At 68.6% G+C, this 18,105-nt stretch carries 16 protein-coding genes and 1 pseudogene; 6 read left to right on the top strand and 11 right to left on the bottom strand.

The features are described 5' to 3' along the window. Positions 1-27: 27 nt before the first annotated feature. Entirely contained in the window at positions 28-1,050 is a 1,023-nt protein-coding gene (locus tag IPN02_19315) for a pirin family protein (protein MBK9298934.1), read from the bottom strand. 251 nt (positions 1,051-1,301) lie between these two features. Between IPN02_19315 and IPN02_19310 the strand changes: the two genes are divergently transcribed. After that, complete coding sequence (locus IPN02_19310) at positions 1,302-2,846, top strand: acyl-CoA synthetase (protein MBK9298933.1); 1,545 nt, start codon at positions 1,302-1,304, stop codon at positions 2,844-2,846. A 523-nt stretch (positions 2,847-3,369) separates the two neighbouring features. Here IPN02_19310 and IPN02_19305 read toward each other — a convergent pair. The 5 genes from IPN02_19305 to IPN02_19285 all read right to left on the bottom strand — a co-directional run bounded on the left by IPN02_19305 (position 3,370) and on the right by IPN02_19285 (position 9,752). Then, on the bottom strand, positions 3,370-4,521 hold the full coding sequence (locus tag IPN02_19305; protein ID MBK9298932.1) for an acyl-CoA dehydrogenase family protein: 1,152 nt from the start codon (positions 4,519-4,521) through the stop codon (positions 3,370-3,372). 10 nt (positions 4,522-4,531) lie between these two features. After that, a complete protein-coding gene (locus IPN02_19300; GenBank protein ID MBK9298931.1) occupies positions 4,532-5,443 on the bottom strand; it encodes an endonuclease/exonuclease/phosphatase family protein in 912 nt (303 codons plus the stop codon). An 83-nt stretch (positions 5,444-5,526) separates the two neighbouring features. Next, positions 5,527-6,669 (bottom strand): zinc-binding dehydrogenase, encoded by a 1,143-nt coding sequence (locus tag IPN02_19295; GenBank protein MBK9298930.1) that lies wholly within the window; start codon positions 6,667-6,669, stop codon positions 5,527-5,529. A gap of 23 nt (positions 6,670-6,692) precedes the next feature. Then, positions 6,693-8,042, bottom strand: coding sequence for an SLBB domain-containing protein (locus IPN02_19290; protein ID MBK9298929.1), 1,350 nt, complete (start codon positions 8,040-8,042; stop codon positions 6,693-6,695). A 240-nt stretch (positions 8,043-8,282) separates the two neighbouring features. Further along, positions 8,283-9,752, bottom strand: coding sequence for a multicopper oxidase domain-containing protein (locus IPN02_19285; GenBank protein MBK9298928.1), 1,470 nt, complete (start codon positions 9,750-9,752; stop codon positions 8,283-8,285). A 283-nt stretch (positions 9,753-10,035) separates the two neighbouring features. Between IPN02_19285 and IPN02_19280 the strand changes: the two are divergent. The 5 genes and pseudogenes from IPN02_19280 to IPN02_19260 all read left to right on the top strand — a co-directional run bounded on the left by IPN02_19280 (position 10,036) and on the right by IPN02_19260 (position 12,781). Further along, positions 10,036-11,348: pseudogene (locus IPN02_19280) on the top strand (DUF222 domain-containing protein). Between the two features lie 58 nt (positions 11,349-11,406). Next, on the top strand, positions 11,407-11,616 hold the full coding sequence (locus IPN02_19275) for a type II toxin-antitoxin system CcdA family antitoxin (GenBank protein MBK9298927.1): 210 nt from the start codon (positions 11,407-11,409) through the stop codon (positions 11,614-11,616). After that, positions 11,613-11,918 (top strand): type II toxin-antitoxin system PemK/MazF family toxin, encoded by a 306-nt coding sequence (locus tag IPN02_19270; GenBank protein ID MBK9298926.1) that lies wholly within the window; start codon positions 11,613-11,615, stop codon positions 11,916-11,918. Before IPN02_19275 ends, IPN02_19270 begins: the two co-directional genes overlap by 4 nt. An 81-nt stretch (positions 11,919-11,999) precedes the next feature. Beyond that, entirely contained in the window at positions 12,000-12,428 is a 429-nt protein-coding gene (locus IPN02_19265) for a hypothetical protein (protein ID MBK9298925.1), read from the top strand. Further along, on the top strand, positions 12,425-12,781 hold the full coding sequence (locus IPN02_19260) for a DUF5615 family PIN-like protein (GenBank protein MBK9298924.1): 357 nt from the start codon (positions 12,425-12,427) through the stop codon (positions 12,779-12,781). The genes IPN02_19265 and IPN02_19260 overlap by 4 nt, the downstream gene beginning before the upstream one ends. Here the strand turns inward: IPN02_19260 and IPN02_19255 are convergent. The 5 genes from IPN02_19255 to IPN02_19235 are packed head-to-tail and all read right to left on the bottom strand — an operon-like array spanning position 12,778 to position 18,012. Continuing rightward, the gene (locus IPN02_19255) at positions 12,778-14,349 is read right to left on the bottom strand and encodes a chorismate-binding protein (GenBank protein MBK9298923.1); all 1,572 of its coding nucleotides are present in this window, start codon (positions 14,347-14,349) and stop codon (positions 12,778-12,780) included. The genes IPN02_19260 and IPN02_19255 overlap by 4 nt on opposite strands. Next, complete coding sequence (gene hisI / locus IPN02_19250) at positions 14,346-14,696, bottom strand: phosphoribosyl-AMP cyclohydrolase (GenBank protein MBK9298922.1); 351 nt, start codon at positions 14,694-14,696, stop codon at positions 14,346-14,348. The genes IPN02_19255 and hisI overlap by 4 nt, the downstream gene beginning before the upstream one ends. Continuing rightward, complete coding sequence (locus IPN02_19245; GenBank protein MBK9298921.1) at positions 14,693-15,064, bottom strand: co-chaperone GroES; 372 nt, start codon at positions 15,062-15,064, stop codon at positions 14,693-14,695. The genes hisI and IPN02_19245 overlap by 4 nt, the downstream gene beginning before the upstream one ends. Positions 15,065-15,106: 42 nt before the next feature. After that, complete coding sequence (locus IPN02_19240) at positions 15,107-16,153, bottom strand: 2-oxoacid:ferredoxin oxidoreductase subunit beta (GenBank protein MBK9298920.1); 1,047 nt, start codon at positions 16,151-16,153, stop codon at positions 15,107-15,109. Further along, the gene (locus IPN02_19235) at positions 16,150-18,012 is read right to left on the bottom strand and encodes a 2-oxoacid:acceptor oxidoreductase subunit alpha (GenBank protein ID MBK9298919.1); all 1,863 of its coding nucleotides are present in this window, start codon (positions 18,010-18,012) and stop codon (positions 16,150-16,152) included. The genes IPN02_19240 and IPN02_19235 overlap by 4 nt, the downstream gene beginning before the upstream one ends. Positions 18,013-18,105 lie beyond the last annotated feature (93 nt).

The following is an 18,105-nucleotide window of genomic DNA, read 5'->3' as shown; positions in this document are numbered from 1 at the left end:
TTCCCGGCCTGGGCGACGGCCGGCGGCTCAGCGGCCCGGGCGGTCGATCCGCCCGTCCGGGTGGCGGGCAAAGCGGGCCGGGTCGGCCCCGTGCACCGGACCATCGACGTCCCATGGCCAGCCGCCAAACCCGGTCGCCCGGTAGTCGGCGAAGGCCGCTTCGATGCCCGCCCGGTCGTTCAAGACGAACGGTCCGTACTTGGCCACCGGTTCGCCGATCGGGCGGCCCTGCATCACCAGCAACTCGACGCCCGCCGGCCCTGCGACCAGGCCCACCGGGGAGTCGCTGTCGACCAGCGCTCCGGTGCCGGCATCGAGACGCTCCCCACAGAGGTCCACGTAATCCCCCTCGAAGACGTACACCATGCGCTCGGTCTCGACGTGCTCGGTTGCGGGCATCTCCCAGCCGGCCCCAGGGCCCAGCCGAACGTGCCAGATCGCCACCTCAGCGTCGTCCCGGGCCGCCCACGAGTCGGGCGGCGCCGCTGCGGATGCTCGACCGGCCAACTCGCCGACGACGACGGTGACCGAGGCTGTCCGCCCTTCGTCGTCGGTCACGTCAACCACCGGCGTGTCCTCGGCCCACAGCATCGTGAACGCCGGCGGGGCCATCTTGTTGGCGGCGGGCAGGTTGAGCCAGATCTGGAACAGCTCGGTGGGGTTGGGCGCATCGCCGTTGAGCAGCGGGAACATCTCCGAATGGACGATGCCCGCCCCAGCGGTCACCCATTGGGTGTCGCCGTGTCCAAAGCGAGCGGCGGCGCCCAACGAATCGGCGTGATCGATCAGTCCACGCCGCACATAGGTGATCGTCTCGAACCCACGGTGCGGGTGCTGGGGGAACCCCGGGACCACCGCACCGTGGTACATGTTCCAGCCATCCTTGGCGGCAAAATCCGAACCCATTTGACGCCCCTCGAGCGATGCGTCGGGGCCGAAGTCCTCGGTGCCCTCGGGATAGGCGTCGTCGTGGTGGGCGACGAACAGAAACGGATCGAGCGTGGGCCACTGGGCCCCCAGAGGAAACCGCTCGCGGATCGCGCCGGCCATGCCGGCCGGGGTGGTTGGCGTGGTGGTTGCGCTGGTGGGGCTCATGTCGGCTCCTGGAAATCGAGTGGCGTCACCTCGGACACCCTCCGAGGTACTTCCAAAGAGAACCATCTTGGGTGCGGAGTATTCCCCTCCCATCGTCCCCGGCGATCCCGATCGATGATCAGCCTTCGGGTCTCGCCCGCAAGCCCAGCCACTAGGTTCCTTTGCAGTCTGTTCCCGTTCACGACAAGGAGCGTCCATTGAGCCAGCTGCGCTACCCAGGTGCCCATGCCCAAGCCAATCCGGACCGGGTGGCCATGACCATGGCCGGTACTGGCGACACGGTCACCTTCGGTGAGCTCGACGCCACCGCCAACCGGTTGGCGCGCACGTTTGCATCGTTGGGTCTTGAGTACGAGGGCCACGTGGCCGCCTGCATGGAAAACAGGCTCGAGGTGCTCGAGGTGGCCTGGGGCGCCCACTACGCCGGCCTGCACTACACGTTCTTCTCCACGCACCTGACCGCGGACGAGGCGGCCTTCATCATCGAGGACTCCGGTTCCAAGGTGGTGGTGCTCACGCCGGCGATGGCCGAGCGTTTGATGCCCGCACTGGCCGAGCTGGTGGGCGACGACGTGACGTTCGTGTCGGTCGGCGGCGAGGTGGAGGGCGCCCAGAACCTCGACGCGCTGGCCGCCGAGCAATCGCCCGACCCGCTCCCCGGTGCCCTCGAGGGGACCGACATGTTGTACTCCTCGGGCACGACCGGTCGCCCCAAGGGCGTGCTCCGCCAGCTGACAGGCCAGCCGCTCGGCACCAGTGCCGGCCTCGGGCTGCTCGGCGAGCTGCTGATGGGCATGAACACCGAGAGCGTCTACCTCTCCCCCGCCCCGATGTACCACGCCGCCCCGCTGAAGTGGAGCATCGAGAGCATCGCTCTCGGCGCCTCGGTCGTGCTGATGGAGCGCTTCGACCCCGAGGCGGTCCTGTCGGCGATCGAGACCCACCGGGTGACCCACGCCCAGTTCGTCCCGACGATGTTCGTGCGCATGTTGAAGCTGCCCAAGGACGTCCGGGACCGCTACGACGTGTCCAGCCTGGTGGGGGTCATCCACGCGGCGGCGCCCTGCCCGCCCGACGTCAAGCGCCAGATGATCGACTGGATGGGCCCGATCATCAACGAGTACTACGCCGGCACCGAGGGCTCGGGGTTCTGTTGGGCGTCGGCCGAGGACTGGCTGGGCCACCCCGGCACGGTCGGCAAACCCCTCGTCGGCGTGATTCACATCGTCGGGCCCGACAACGAGGAGGTGCCCGTTGGCGAAGAGGGGGTGGTGTACTTCGGCGAGGGCCCGCAGTTCGCCTACCACAACGATCCCGCCAAGACCGCCGAGGCCCATCACGAGAAGGGCTGGTCGACGCTGGGCGACATCGGGAAAGTGGACGCCGAGGGGTTCCTCTACCTCACCGATCGCCAGAGCAACATGATCATCACCGGGGGCGTCAACGTCTACCCCCAGGAGGCCGAGAACGTGCTCGCTTCCCACCCCGACATCTACGACGTGGCCGTCATCGGCGTGCCCAACGAGGACTTCGGCGAGGAGGTCAAGGCGGTCGTCCAGTTGATGGACGGCGTCGAGGCCTCCGATCAGCTCGCCGCCGAACTCGTCGAGTACTGCCGCGAGCGCATGGCCCACGTCAAGTGCCCCCGCAGCATCGACTTCACCGACGAGCTGCCCCGGCTGCCGACGGGCAAGCTGGTCAAGCGACACCTGCGCGACAGCTACTGGGAGGGCACCGGTTCCCGGATCTAGGCCGCTCGGCCCTGCGGCCGTCTCGGCTGCCACCGGGCGGCGAAGCTCACAGCTCGATCCCCTCGGTTCGCAGGTCCAACTTCAGGGTTTCGAGCCCTCGGACTGCCCGCGGCCCGGCGGCGTCCCCCGGGGGTTGGCGCTTGGGAGGGGCGGGGTCCCGTGGGGCCCCGGCGGCCCTCTCGCGGGGTGTCGGTGCGTGGGGGCGGCCCCCCCCCCCCCCCCCCGGGGGCGGGCGGCCCCCCCCGGCGGTGCGGCGACCTCGCCGCGGTCGGCCAGCCAGGCGCGTGCGGCGGCTGGCTGGCTGGCGAGCTGTTCGCCCACCCGCCCCGCCGGGTGTCCGCCGGTGCCCCTCCCCCCCCCCGCCGGCCCCCCCCGGGCCCCCCCCCGGGGGCCCCCGGCCGGGCGGGCGCCCCCGGGGGGCCCCCCCCTTCGTTGCCGGCGCGTGGCGGCCCCCCCCCCCGCCCCCCCCCCCCCCCCCGCCCGCGGGGCGGGGGCCCCCGCGCGCTTCCGCTTCCCCCGGGGCTCAACCGACCTTCGGCTCCCGGGGCAGGCCCAGCACCCGCTCGCCCAGGATGTTGCGCATCACGGTCGAGGTGCCGCCCATGATCGTGTACGCCGGCGAGTACGCGAACGAGCGAGCAATCACACCCTCTGGAGAACTCTCGAGGCGGGCATCCGGTCCCGAGCTTTCGGCGATCGCCCGCGGACCCAGCATGCGGACGGCAAAGTCGGCCACCCGCTGTTCGTGCTCGGTGCAGAAGCACTTGGTGGCGGCGCTGAACCCGGCGGGCGCCTGCCCCAGCGCCTCCCGGTACACCAACAGCCGGCCCAGCCGGTAGCCCGTCTCCAGGCGGGCGATCGCCTGGCGCACCAACGGATCCCCCCGGTCGCAGACCTCGAGCGCCCGCTCATACAGCGCCCGATTGGACACCAGCCGGTCGATGCCGCCCCGTTCGTGTTCCAGCTGGCGCATCGTCTGCTTGAAGGCGTCGCCCTCGATGCCGACCAGGTTGTCGGCCGGCACCCGCACCTCGTTGAAAAACACCTCGCAGAAGTGGGCGTTGGTCGTCATGTCGACGACCGGTCGCACCTCGATGCCCGGGGTTTCCATCGGCACGACGATCTCGCTGATGCCCCGGTGCGGCGGGCCCTCCCTCGACGTGCGACAGATCAGGTAGCAGTAGTCGGCCACCTGGGCGAAGCTCGTCCAGATCTTCTGCCCGGAGATGACCCAGTCGTTCCCGTCGCGAGCGGCGAACGTGGCGAGCGAAGCCAGGTCGGAGCCGGCGTCGGGCTCGGACATGCCGATGCACCAGGTGGTCTCGCCAGACAACATGCCCGGCAGGAAGCGCTCGCGTTGCTCGGGCGTGCCGTAGGCGATGAACGACGGCCCCAGCTGCCGGTCGGCAAACCAGCTGGCGGCGACCGGGGCGCCGACGCTGATCATCTCCTCGGCCATCACGATCCGCTCGATCGCCGGGCGGCCCCCACCACCGTGTTCGGTCGGCCAGGTCATGCCGATCCAGCCCTCGGCGGCCAGCGTGCGGGAGAACTCCTTGGAGTAGCCGTTGATCCACGAATCGTGAAACGCGCCGTGTTGGGCCACACCTGCGAGGGCCACCTTGCGCGCCCGGCACCGCAGCGCCGTCAGCTCATCTCCCAGGTCAACGTCCATGTGCCCCGTTCTAGTCGCTCGGCCGATCGGGCCAGACGATCTCGGCCAGCACGCCGAAGTGGTCGCTGGCGACGATTCCGGTGATCGGCTCGTCGGCCACCACCCGTGCGTCGATAACCCGTCCGGCGTTGCCCCGACGCACGAAGGCGTCGCCGACGAACACGTAGTCGATGCGCTTGCGGTGGACGTTAAGGGCGGCGCAGTACGGGTTGGCCTGCCAGTCGTTGGTGTAGCCCGAGCCATCGCCGGCCGTGCGCCACGCGTCCAGGTAGAAGGTCGTCTCACCGTCCAGGTCGGTCAGCCCGCACAGGTAGCGGATCTCGTCGCTGTCCGGCTCGGCGTTGAAGTCGCCACACAGGATCGCCGGCAGCCCCTGGCGGCGATCGCCAAAGCGCTGCTCGTCGCGATCGCCTCGCACCGCCTTGATGATCCGGTCGATCTCGGTCACCTGAACCCGCCGGTGAGCCCCGTGGCTGGGGGCGGGCGCAAGGTGGGTGGAGAACAGGTCCATCCCCGCCGTCCGGACGTGAAACAACTCCCACGGCACCGCATCGACCATCGCGTCAGTGGTCGCGTCGGGGACGGCGGTGCCCAGCCGGTGGTACTCCGACGCCTCGACCGGCCAGCGCGACAGCACCGCCGATCCGAACAAGGTCGTGGTATCGGGCCACAGGTCAGTGGCCAGGCCGGCGCCGCCGAACGCCCAGTGCCACTCCCGAGCCGCCGCATCGGCGATCCACCCGGCGGTGTTGGGCCGTTCCGCCCCCTCTGACACCTCTTGAAAGCAGACGACGTCCGGATCGAGGCGATCGAGCCAGGCGACGATCTCGTACCGCCGCCGGTCCCAGTCCGGCTCGAGCAGCGATCCAATGTTGAGGGTGAGCACCCGCAGCGACATCGTCACGTCCTCAGCAGTGGCCATGGCCCGACCCCCCCCCGGCCGGACCCCGGCCGGCGCCGCCGCCGCGGCCGCCTCCCGCCGGCGCGCCGGCAGGCTTGTCATCGTCAGGCCTGCGGGGTGACCAGCGCCTTCTCGCCCGTGGCCATCACCCCGTACCTCTTGACCATCTCGGGGTCGACCGCGTCTGCGAGCGACAGCGCCATGCCGTACGAGCTGGCGAACGTAGTGGTGATCTCGTCGGCGACGCGGGTGCGGAGACGATCCACTACTTTCTTGCCGCTCTTGACGAGAAACGGTGTCAGCAACCATCCGCCGACCGACCACGACATGCCATAGCTGCGCCTCAGCGTGGTGGGCCCGCGGTCGAGGCCACCGTAGATGTAGACCTGCTTGTGGGTGTCGGAGCCATAGCGGCTGAACCCGTCGGCCTGCTCACCGGCCACCGTCTCCATCGCCGACAACAGCGTGTCTGCGAGGTCGCCGCCGCCGATCGCGTCGAAGGCGATGGTGGCGCCGGTCGAGCGGAGCGCATCGGTGAGGTCGCTGCGGAACGACTCGGCGCTCGAGTTGCACACGTACTCGGCGCCTGCGGCGCGGAGGAGGTCGACGTGATCCTGTGAGCGCACGATGTTGACGAGGCCGACCCCATCGTCGAGGCAGATGCGGTGAAGCATCTGGCCGAGGTTCGATGCACCGACGGTGTGGACCAGCGCCGTGTGGCCTTCAGCCCTCATCGTCTCGACCATGCCGAGCGCGGTCAACGGGTTAACGAATGCGGCCGCTGCATCGGCCGGATCCGTCCCGTCGAGCATCTCGAGGCACTGCGAGGCCTCCACGGTGCGGAACTGGGCATAGGCGTTGCCGGAGGAGAACCCGACGACCTTGCCGAGCAGCGCCTGGGCTTCGCTGGCCGGTCCGGCGGCCACGACGGTGCCTCCCCCTTCGTTGCCGGTCGGCATCGGCTTGTCGATGCGCCCTCGCTGAGCGGCGACTGCGCCGGCCGACACCGGGACGGTCACTGCGGGGAACTCGGTGCCCTCGCCGGCCGACGCCCTGGAGATGTCGCCCATCGCGAACAGCATCCCGAGGTCCGACGGGTTGATCGGGGCGGCCTCGACCCGAACGACCACCTGGCTGCCCGTCGGAGCGTCGACGTCACCCTGCACCATGCCGAGCGTGACCACCCCGTCACCGGTGAGTGTCGAACGTAGCTCGAGGGCGGTCTCGGGAACTTCAGGCTGAGTCATGTTGGCCATACTGCCCGATCGGCTCAGTCGGCGTAGGTCCAGTCGGGGCGCTTGAGCATCTGCCGAGCGTCATAGGTGACCACGCCGTCGGCAAGGTCGACGATCTTGGGGACCGGCAGCTCCGCTCGATCCGACGGACAGTGACCGTCGAGGTGGGCGACCACGTCCTCGGGGAAGGCCCGCAGAAAGCTTGAGATCAGCTCCCGTTCCTGCACCGGCAGGTAACAGCGGTTGCCGTCGGCCACCACCTGCAGGCGGCGCTGGATCGTATCCAGGTCGGCGTCGCGCCCGTCGCCGGTTCGGATGCGGTCGAGTGCCTCGGTGATCGCACCGGTGCCCAGCTTGCACGGCGGGCACTGCCCGCACGACTCGACGTAGAGAAACCTCGACAACATCGCCGACACCTCGACCATGCAGGCGCTGTCGTCGTAGACGATGAACCCGGCTGCACCCAGCCCCGACCCGGCGGCGGCAAAGTGCTCATGGGTCAGGGGCGTGTCGAGCTGCTCGGCGGTGAGCACTGCGTTGGCCACCCCCGGCAGGATCGCCTTGACGCTTCGGCCCTCGGCCACGCCGCCACAGGCGTCGATCACCTGACGCAGCGGGGTACCCATCGGCACCTCGACCACCCCCGGCGCCAGCACGTCGCCGACGACGGTGCACACCACTGTGCCGGGCGACTCATCGGTGCCCAACGAGCGGAATGCCTCGGCGCCGTGGGCGACGATCCACGCCGCCTGCGCCAGCGTCTCGGCGTTGTTGACCAGGGTGGGGTTGGACTCGTGACCGGCCTCATGGCCCGGCTCCGATTCGGCCGACTCCCAGCCCAGCTGCGGGGCGGTGGCGAACAGGCCGTGCAGGAACGGCGGCAGCCAACGCGGCAACGGTTCGTTGCCCTCGATCACCTCGAGGAGGGCCTTCTCCTCGCCGAACAGATACTCCTCGGGGCCGGTCACCACCGTGACGTTCAGCCCCTCGAGCCAGCCGGCGGCGGCCATCTCCTCGACCGCCGCGCCAACCCGAGCCAACTCGGGTTCGAAGCTGGCCTTCAACGCGATGTAGGCCTCGAGGGCGCCGACGCTGTGGGCCGCCACCAGCAACCCTTCGATCACCGCATAGGGGTTGTGGCGCATCACCGCCCGGTCCTTGAACGTGCCGGGTTCGCCCTCGGCGGCGTTGCAGACGGCGTAGTGGTGCCGACCGCCACCGTTGAGGATCGAGTCCCACTTTCGTCCCGCCGGGAACCCGGCGCCGCCGCGTCCGCGCAGCCCGGCGGCGCTGACCTCGGCGATGGTGGCCACCGAGCCCAACTCGAGGGCTCGGGTGAGGGCACTACCCCCGCCACGCTGCAGGTACTCCTCGAGCGACGCCACCGGTGCACCGGCCAAAATCCGGGGCCAACCCCGGCCGTCGGCCTCCGTCGGTCTCGCTGGCCTGTTGTGTTCCGGGGCTCACAAGCATCCTCCTGTCCTGGCACCTGACACCCTGACGGCTCACGGCGTTGCGGCCACCATAACCAGAACCCTCAGGAAAACGTCACGACCGCCGGGGCCCGAAAGCCCCGGCGGCCGTTCGCCCCCCTCATGGAGTCGGGAGGAGGCCTGTCGGCTCGCCTACTCGACGATCACCGTGCCGATCATCCACGGGTGCGGTTCGCAGTGGTACGGGAACTCACCCGCTTCGGTGAAGGTGTACGAGAACGTGTCACCCGCTTCGATGTTGCCCGAGTCGAACTTCCCGTCCGGCTCGGCCTTCGACCCGTCGGACGGGCCGGAGGTGACCGTGTGGAAGATCGTGTCCTCGTTCGACCACGTCACCTTGTCGCCAACAGCGACCTTGATCGTCGGCGGGGTGTAGGACCGATCGGCATTGGCCGGGTCGAAGGCGCCCTTGATGATGGTCACCTCGTTGGTCTCCACCGGCTTGGACGGATCGACCGCGGCCGCTGCGGTCGTCGGGGTGACCACCTCGCCGCCTCCGCCACCGCCGCCATCCTTCGGCGGCTGGATCTTCGAGTACACCTCGGGGTCCTCCGGGCCGTCGATCATGACGTGGCCGATCGCACCCTTGTCGAATGCCCGGGCCAGGGCATGGTCCACCAGCACGACCATGGACGGCGTCATACCGAGCATCTCGACGACCGTGCCGCCGCCGGCGACGACCGAGGTCGACTGCGACCCACGGATCACCACGTTGTCGGGATGGGTGGCCGCCTCGGGGTACACCACATCCCATTGGGACCCGATCGGGTGGAAGTTGGAGGTGAGGTTGAGGCCCTCATTGACGAAGTAGATGCGGGCCCGCTCCCCAACCTTCATCTTCAGCGCATTGTCGTCAGCGATGGCGCCGACCGAGCCGTTGAAGGTGACGTAGCGGGGGTTCTCGTCGGTCACGTTCTGACGGTTGAACGTGGCCATGCCGTCGCTGCCGGGCTCGTCGACAAACCACTCGCTCTGCATGACCGCCCACTCGTGTTCGGCCTTGGGAAGCGGTTCGGCGGGATCGACGATGAACATGCCGTACATACCCATGGCGATGTGCATCGGCACATCCTCGGCAGCGCAGTGGTACATGAAGGCGCCCGGGTACAGCAGCCGGGCCTGGATGGCAGCAGACTCGCCCGGCGGCACCAGCAGGTCGGAGGCACCGCCGTGCATGCCGGTGACTGCGTGGAAGTCGATGTTGTGCGGATGCATGTTGGACTTGGGGTTGGTGAGCGTGACGCGCACCACGTCTCCCACCCGACCTCGGACGACGGGGCCTGGTGCGCCGGTGGTCTTGTTCTTGTCACCGAAGACCTTGAAGCCCCACATCTCGGTCATCACGTTGTTCGATGGGTCGAGGTCGCCCATCCCCTCGACCACCTCGAGGTGCACGTCGAAGCGTCGCGGCTCTGAACGCTGAGCGGGCGGCGGCACCGCCGGTGCGTAGGCGAGGTGAACCTCGCCGGGGTCGGCATCCTTCAGCGCCGACAGCGGCACCATCTGGGGCACGACGTCGGCGGCCACTTGGGCTCCGGCTCCGTCGCCGCCCGTGTCGTTATCACTGCAGGCGGCAACGACCACGGGGGTCGCCGCCAACATGCCCAGTATTGTCCGGCGTTGCATTTTGGTTGACTCCATGCCGAGCACAATACTTCTATTTTCCACTAGTTCAAGTCGACACGAGTCACTATGTCGGTGTACGACACGCTACCACGGTGGCGAATGCCCGAGGGGCAACGCGACCACTCCCGGTTCAGCGGCCGACGAGGATGCGGAGGCGACGATTGGACCGGTCGGCCACGCCGGACGCAGCTGCCAAATGCCGAAGGAATCGGTGGAAAAACTTCTGGCATCGGCGATCGAACAGGTGTACGATACTACCATGTTCACCGGCGGATCGAGCGCCAACAAATTGAACAGCGACGGTGACAGCGCAGCGGCAACGCCCGACGCTGTTGAGGCCAACTCCGAAGGGTCCGCTGAGTTGGATGAACTCGTCGGCATCGCTGCGCAGCGATGCCGGCTGGATCATCGGGAGAGCGTGTTGCTGGCCGAGATCGCCCAGTCCGATCTGTGCGATCGCCTGCACGGCCACACGCCGAACGCCTGGTACGCCGACCGCACCCGGCAGGCCCGCTCCGCCGCCTCGGCCCGCATGCGTACCGCCCAACGACTCCACGCCCGGTATGGCGAGTTGGCTGATGCCCTCGAAACCGGGGTGATCGGCTGGCAACACGTCGGGGTGTTCGACCGGGCCGCCAACAGCCGCGTCCGAGCGGCGATGATCGAGCTGTTGCCGGCGCTGATCGACCTGGCCCAAGTGGCCGGGTTCGAACGCTGGGCCCGCGAAGTACGCGGTATCGCTCAACGTTTGGATCAGGACGGCGGCTACGACCCAGCCTCCGATCCGGCCAACAACCACCTCCACCTCGTGCCCACCACCGACGGCATCACCTACATCTCCGGCCAGCTGGTCGGCGAGTTGGCGTTGACGATCCGCAAGCTGATCGACGGCGAAACCGATCGCGTGCTGAAGCGCTACCGCGCCGACGCCGAAGCCACCGGCGGCGACACACCGGTCCCCAGCCGAGGACAAGCATGCGCCGAAGCGCTCGGCGAACTCCTCGACCGAGGCTCCGGGGTACCCGACGGCAAAGGCAAGCTCCCCGAACCCGAAATCGTCGTGATCCTCAACGACACCGGCGACACCGAGAACGGCGGCGAACTCACCGACGACGACGGCAACCACCTCTCACCACACATCCTCCGGTTCATCATCGCCGCCGGCCTCATCCGACCGCTCGAGGTCGCTGGTTCCGGCGATCCCTCAACATGGGTCGCACCCTCCGCTACGCCAACCGCCACCAACGCCGCGCCCTCCTCGCCCGCGACGGCGGCTGCATCTTCCCCGGCTGCGACCGGCCCGCCAGCTGGTGCGACGCCCACCACGTCGACGGATGGGACAACAACGGCCCAACCGACATCAACAACCTCGGGCTTTTATGCCGACACCACCACCGGGTCACCCACCGACCCGGCTGGACAATGACCAGAACCGCACAGCCCCCAACCACACAGCCCAACGACCCCAACACCGGCGACCCCGACCAGGTCAGATTCCGATGGCGAACACCCACCGGACGTCTCATCGACTCCCAACGACACCACCAGCGCAGCCACCCGACAGCGGCGTGAGGGAGTACTCGACTCAACCGGGAACAGCGATGCCATCACCAGTTGGTAACATCAGGTGATGGCATCGACGCGCACCAGTTTCACCCTCGACGAATCGCTCGCCGAGAAGGCTCGGGTGTTGAACATCAACATCTCGGCTGCGGCCCGAGATGGAGTCGCTGCCGCCGTTCGAGAAGCTCTGGCCGCGTCGGACCGGGCTGCCTACCTGCGGAATCCGGAGCAGGCGGACCCGTTCTGGGACGACGCCGAGGCCTGGAGCGCCGAATGAATCGCGGAGAGATCTGGTGGGCCTATGTTGGCAACAAACGACGGCCGGTTTTGATCGTGACGCGGAACGAGGTGATCGATGTGCGCAGCCTGGTCACGGTGGCCGAAATCAGCACTACCAGTCGGGGCCTGGCTGCCGAAGTCGAGGTCGAAGACACTGTGGGCCTCGATCGACCCTCGGTGGTCAACTGCGATGGACTCCACACGATCGAGCAGCGGGTGTTGACCGGCCGGGTCGGCCTCGTTGATGAGCCGGTCATGGACCAGGTGTGCGAAGCGATCGGCTACGCCCTCGGCTGTTGAAGATCGAGGCGGTCAACCCGATCTCTACACATCTTGCTGCTCAAGCGACCGGCTTCAACGGGTTGGGTTACAATGGGATACATGGCTACAGTTCCAGGTTCGGTACAGCGCTCGTTTCGGCTTTCTCGGTCAACCAGCTCGCTGCTCGACCAGGTCGCCAAGTCGACCAACGAGTCACGGAATGCGCTAGCCGACCGGCTGCTCGGCCAAGCTCTCCGAACCGAACGTCACCCGTTGATTCGGTTTCGCACCGGCGCAGCGGGACGCAACGAGCCCTACCTGGTCGGCACGCGGCTCAAGGTCCGTCAGGTCATGGAAACCGTCCGAGGTCACGATGCCGACATCGATCAGACCGCCTCATCGCTCGGCATAGCCTCGGCGACGGTTCGCGCCGCGGTTGCCTACTACGCCGAGTTCACCGAGGAGGTTGACGCCGATGCCGACTGGTCCGCAGAGGTGGAAGCCGACGAGCGGCATCGCTGGGAACGCGAGCAGGCCGCCATCGCGTGAAGCTGGCGCTCGACCACCACTACCCGTCGTCGATCGCGCCGGCGCTTCGAGATCATGGGCACGACGCCGTGGCAGCGATCGAACGGGGTTGGCAGGCGGAGGAGGACGAGGACTTGCTTGAGTTCTGCGCGAGCGAGGGGCGCTCGCTGTTGACCAACAACGTCGCCGACTTCGCCATCATCGCTCGTCGTTGGCGGAGCGAGGGACGATCACACCTCGGCCTGATCTTCACCTCCGACTCGACGCTGCCCCGAACCCACCATGCCAGCGGCCGCTACATCGACGCACTCAACGGGTTGCTTCTAGCCAATCCCGGCGATCACGATCTCGTCGACCAGATCCGCTGGCTTTAGGACAACCGCTGGGCGGTCATCCGCTCGGCGGCTGGTACGGCAACCAAAAGCGCCTTGGCCTTGTTGCGGGTCTCCAGGTACTCGTCGGCCGGATCGCTGTCGGCGACGATGCCCGCACCCGCCTGCACCGCACCTCGCCACGGGGCGATGGATTGGTCGGGATGGCGATCGATCACCATCGTGCGGATGGCGATGGCCGTGTCGATGTTGCCGGAGAAGTCCAGGTAGCCGACAACACCGGAGTATGGGCCGCGTTTGATCGGCTCGAGCTCGTCGATCAGCTCCATCGCCCGCACCTTGGGCGCGCCCGACACCGTGCCGGCGGGCAGCGTCGCCGCCAGCACGTCGGCGGGGGTCTTGCCCTCGGCGAGGGTGCCGGCCACCTGGCTGGTCAGGTGCATGACGTGGCTGAACTTCTCCAGCGTCATCAGCTCCTCCACCTCGCAGGTGCCGAACTGGACCACGCGGCCCACGTCGTTGCGGGCCAGGTCGACCAGCATCAGGTGCTCGGCCCGCTCCTTGGGATGCTCGGCCAGTTCGGCGGCCAACTTGCGGTCGTGTTCCGGCGTGCGGCCCCGAAAGCGGGTGCCGGCGATCGGCCGGGAGATCACCCGGTCGCCCAGCAGCTGCACCAGCGGCTCGGGTGAACAGCCCACCAACACCAGCTCGGGCTCGCGGACGAAGAACATGTAGGGGCTGGGGTTGATCTGGCGCAGCACCCGGTAGACGTCAAAGGGGTCGGCGTCGAGGTCGAACTCGTAGCGGGTGGACAGCACCACCTGAAAGATGTCGCCGTCGAGGATGTGCTCCTTGGCCACCTCAACCGCCTGGCAGTAGGCGGTCTCGTCCAGGCTGGCCCGCACCGGCGGCACCGGATCGTCGCTGCGGGGCGGGTGGACGAGCGGCTCGTCGAGCGGACGGGCACCATCGGCGGTCAGCGTGTCGAGCGCCGCCACCGCGTTGTCGAACAGATCGTCCAACATCGCCTCGTCGGCATCGGGCGGCACGACGACGTTGACGATCAGCGTGACCCGCTGGCTGAAGTGGTCGTAGGCGGCCAGCTCGCCGATCACCGACTGAACCGCCTCGGGAAACCCGCGGTCGTCGAGGGGCGTATCGGGCAGGTGCTCCACCTCGCGGACGACGTCGTATCCCAGATAGCCGACCAGGCCGGAGTGCAGCGGCGGCTCGGCGCCCTCGGGGAATCCGATCGACTCGCTGCTCGGGGCGGTCAGGATCCGCCCCATCGCCTCGATCGTCGCCAGCATGCCGACGGGGGGCAGCTCGGCGAGCAGGTCGCTGAGTGGCCCCGGACGGGCGTCGACCGTGACCTGACCGCCGGCCAGCGACAGGCGGGCCAGTGGGCGGCGGCCGACGAAGGACCACCGACCCCATCCCCCGCCCAGTTCGACCGACTCGAGCAGGAAACCCGGCTCGTCGCCCTCGCACAGGCGGGCGAACGCCGCCACCGGGGTGGTGAGATCGGCGAGCAGCTGGCGCCAGACCGGCACGACGGTGAAGTCGGCAGCCAGCTCGCCGAAGCGCTCGCGGGTCAGCTCGGAGCTCATCGTTCGGCGTTCTCGGTAACGAGCGATCGAAAGAAGCAGCTGCGTGAGCCGGTATGGCAGGCGGCCCCGACTTGATCGACCCGGAACAACAGCGCGTCACCGTCGCAGTCGTAGGCGGCCGAGCGCAGGTGCTGCACATCTCCGGAGGTATCGCCCTTGCGCCACCGCTCCTGGCGGGAGCGCGACCAGTAGACCATGCGTCCGGTCTCGATCGTTTCGATCAGGGTCTCACGGTTCATCCAGGCCACCATCAGCACCTCGCCGGAGTCGTCGTCGACGACGACGGCGCAGATCAGGCCGGCCTCATCGAAGCTCAGGGCGTCCAGCGGTAGGTCGACGGCGCTCACAAGTACAACCCGGTCGAGCCCTCGGCCAGACGTTGGGCGGCCACGGCATGCACGTCACGTTCGCGCAGGATGATGAACGTTTCGCCCCGCACCTCCACCTCGAAGACGTCCTCGGGGTTGAACAGCACCTGGTCGCCGTCCTTGACGCTGCGCACGTTGGGCCCCAGGGCCCGCACCTCGGCCCAGCTGAGGCGCTTGCCCCGTTCGGCGGTTGCCGGGATGAGGATGCCGCCGGTCGAGCGCCGCTCGCCCTCGGAGTCGGGCGCGACCAGCAAACGGTCGGCGAGCATCTTGATCGGCAGCGGTTCACCGTCGTGGTCGACGGGTCCGCTCGAGGTAGGGGTTTCGGGGGCGCTGTGATCAGTCATCGGCACCGGGCAACCTACTCGCCCGGGCTCCCCCGCCGGCGGCTAGTCGACCGTCCAGGTCGTGCCCGACGCGAGCATGGCGGTCAGGTCGTCGCGGCTGCCCGGACCGGTCACCTCGGCAGCGCGATGCACCGGCGCGGTGACGTCGCGGAAGATGCCCATCGGTGTCGGCTCGGTGGGTTCGGGCGCCATCAGCGCCAGGGCCATGGCCGCGGTCGGACTCACACGTCGTTCCTCGTGCACGTAGAGGCTGCCGGCGTCCACCTCGTCGACCTCGACCACCCGAGCCCCGTCCAGGTCGATATGCACCCCGGCATGGCCGTCCTCGCCAAAACGGGCGGGCTGACCGTCGACGAGCGGGATCAGCATCTCGGAGCGGACCGACTTGCCGGTGACGTCGGTGAACGCACCGTCGTTGAACACGTTGCAGTTCTGCAGGATCTCGACGAAGGCGGCCCCCTGATGGGCGTGAGCCCGGCGGAAGATCTCCTGCATCCCCACCCGGTCCATGTCGTGGGTGCGGGCGACGAACGTGGCGCCGGCGCCGAGCGCCACCGCCAGCGGGTTGAGGGGGGCATCGACCGAGCCGAACGGCGTGCTCTTGGTGGTCTTGCCCACCTCGGAGGTCGGGGAGTACTGCCCCTTGGTCAGGCCGTAGATGCGGTTGTTGAACAACAGGATCGTCAGGTTGACGTTGCGGCGCAGCGCGTGCAGCAGGTGGTTGCCACCGATCGACAGCAGGTCGCCGTCGCCGCCGACGACGAACACCGACAGCTCGGGTCGGGCCAGCGCCAACCCGGTGGCCAGCGCAGGCGCCCGGCCGTGGATCGAGTGGATGCCGTAGGTGTCCATGTAATACGGGAAACGGGCGGCACACCCGATGCCGGAGATCACCACCGTGTCCTCCCGGCGGATGCCCATGTCGGGCAACGCCAGCTGCATCGCGGCGAGGATCGAGTAGTCCCCGCAGCCCGGACACCAGCGCACCTCTTGGTCGCTTTGCCAGTCGGCCCGCTTGGTGGTCGGGATCCCGACCCTCTGTTCGTCGAGGACAGGTTCGTCGAGGACAGGTTCGTCGATCACGCTCATCGCAGTACCTCCGAGATTCGGGCGGTCAGTTCGGCCGCCGAGAACGGTTGCCCCTCCACTTTGGAGACCGGGTGGGCATCGACGAGAAACTCGGCGCGCAGCAGGCGGCTGAGCTGGCCGGAGTTCAGCTCGGGCACCACGATCGTCGAGTAGCGCCCGAGCACCTCGCCCAGGTTGGCCGGAAACGGGTTGAGATGGCGCAGGTGCACGTGGGCGGTGCGGTGACCGGCGTTGGCCAGGCGGGCCATCGCGTGGGTAATCGCCCCCCAGGTGGAGCCCCAGCCGACGATCAACACGTCGGCGTCGACATCGCCTTCGACGACGGCCGGCGGGATGTCACCGGCGATACCGGCCACTTTGGCGGCCCGCAGGTCGGTCATGCGCTGGTGGTTGTCGGGGTCATAGGAGATGTTGCCGGTGCCGTCCGCCTTCTCCAGGCCACCGATGCGGTGCTCCAGCCCCGGCGTGCCGGGCACGGCCCACGGTCGAGCCAGCGTGTCGGGGTCACGCTCGTAGGGCCAGAAGTCGCTCCCGCCATCGGGACGCTCGTGGTTGGGTTCGGTCGTCTTGGCCACCGAGATGTCGGGCAGCTCGGACACGTCGGGCAACCGCCACGGCTCCGATGAGTTGGCCAGATAGCCGTCGGACAACAGGATCACCGGCGTGCGGTACTTCAGTGCCAGCCGGGCCGCCTCGATCGCCACCTCGAAACACTCCCCCGGCCGTGACGCAGAGATCACCGGCAGGGGACTTTCGCCGTGACGGCCGTACATGGCGATCATCAGGTCGGACGCCTCGGTCTTGGTCGGCAGTCCGGTCGCCGGCCCGCCCCGCTGGATGTCGACCACGATCAGGGGGAGCTCGAGCGACACGGCCAGGCCGAGCGCCTCCGCCTTGAGTGCCAGGCCCGGCCCGGAGGTGGTCGTCACCGCCAGGTCGCCACCGAAGGCGGCGCCGATGGCGGAGGTGATCGCCGCGATCTCGTCCTCGGCCTGAAAGGTGCGAACGCCCGCATCGGGGTGGCGGGCCAGCTCGTGAAGGATCGCCGAGGCGGGGGTGATCGGATAGCTGCCCAGAAAGACGGGCAACTCGGCACACACACCGGCGGCGATCAGCCCCCAGGCCAGGGCGGTGTTGCCATCGACCGAGCGGTAGGTGCCCGGAGCGCGTTTGCTGGCGGGCACGATGACCGCGTTGGCGCCCAGCTCGGCGGTTTCACCGAATGCGTGGCCGGCGCTGAGTGCCCGGCGGTTGGCCTGGCGCACCGCGTCGTCACCGCTGAACTTCTCGTCGATCCAGGCGTTGACCGCCTCGGTGTCGCGGGTGTACATCCAGGCGAGGATCCCGAGGGCGAAGAAGTTCTTCGACCGTCCTGCGTGGCGGCCCGAGACGCCGGTGCCCTTCACCGCCAGCTTGGTGAGGCTGGTCATCGGCACGTCGATGACCTCGTAGGCGTCGAGTTCGGCGGTGCCGCGCGGGTCGGCGTCGTAGCCGGCCTTGGCCAGGCTGCGCTCGTCGAACCCGTCGCCGTTGAGGATGAGGGTGCCGCCCTTGGCGAGTCGGGCCAGCTCGCTGCGCAACGCCGCAGGGTTCATCGCCACCAGCACGGCGGCGTCGTCCCCGGGGGTGGTCACCTCCCGATCGGCGATGCGCACCTGGAAGGCGGAGACGCCCGGCAGGGTGCCCGCCGGAGCTCGGATCTCCGCCGGGAAGTCCGGCAGCGTCGCCAGGTCGTTGCCGGCCAGCGCCGCCAGGGCGGTGAACCGGTCCCCGGTGAGCTGCATGCCATCACCGGAGTCCCCGGCCAGCCGGATGGTGACGTCGTGAACGATTTGTGGTGTGGCCACATCGAGCGACATGTATTCCCCTTGAAAGTGCGGTGAACCAGGTCTACCCGTCTGCGGGAACACCCAACCAATCAAAGCTGGCAGCGTTCACATATGAGCCGCCTC

The sequence above is a fragment of the Candidatus Microthrix subdominans genome (genome assembly GCA_016719385.1).
Lineage (GTDB): Bacteria > Actinomycetota > Acidimicrobiia > Acidimicrobiales > Microtrichaceae > Microthrix > Microthrix subdominans.
The sequence above is the reverse complement of the archived record's forward strand: the minus strand, read 5'-3'. Positions and strand labels throughout refer to the sequence as shown.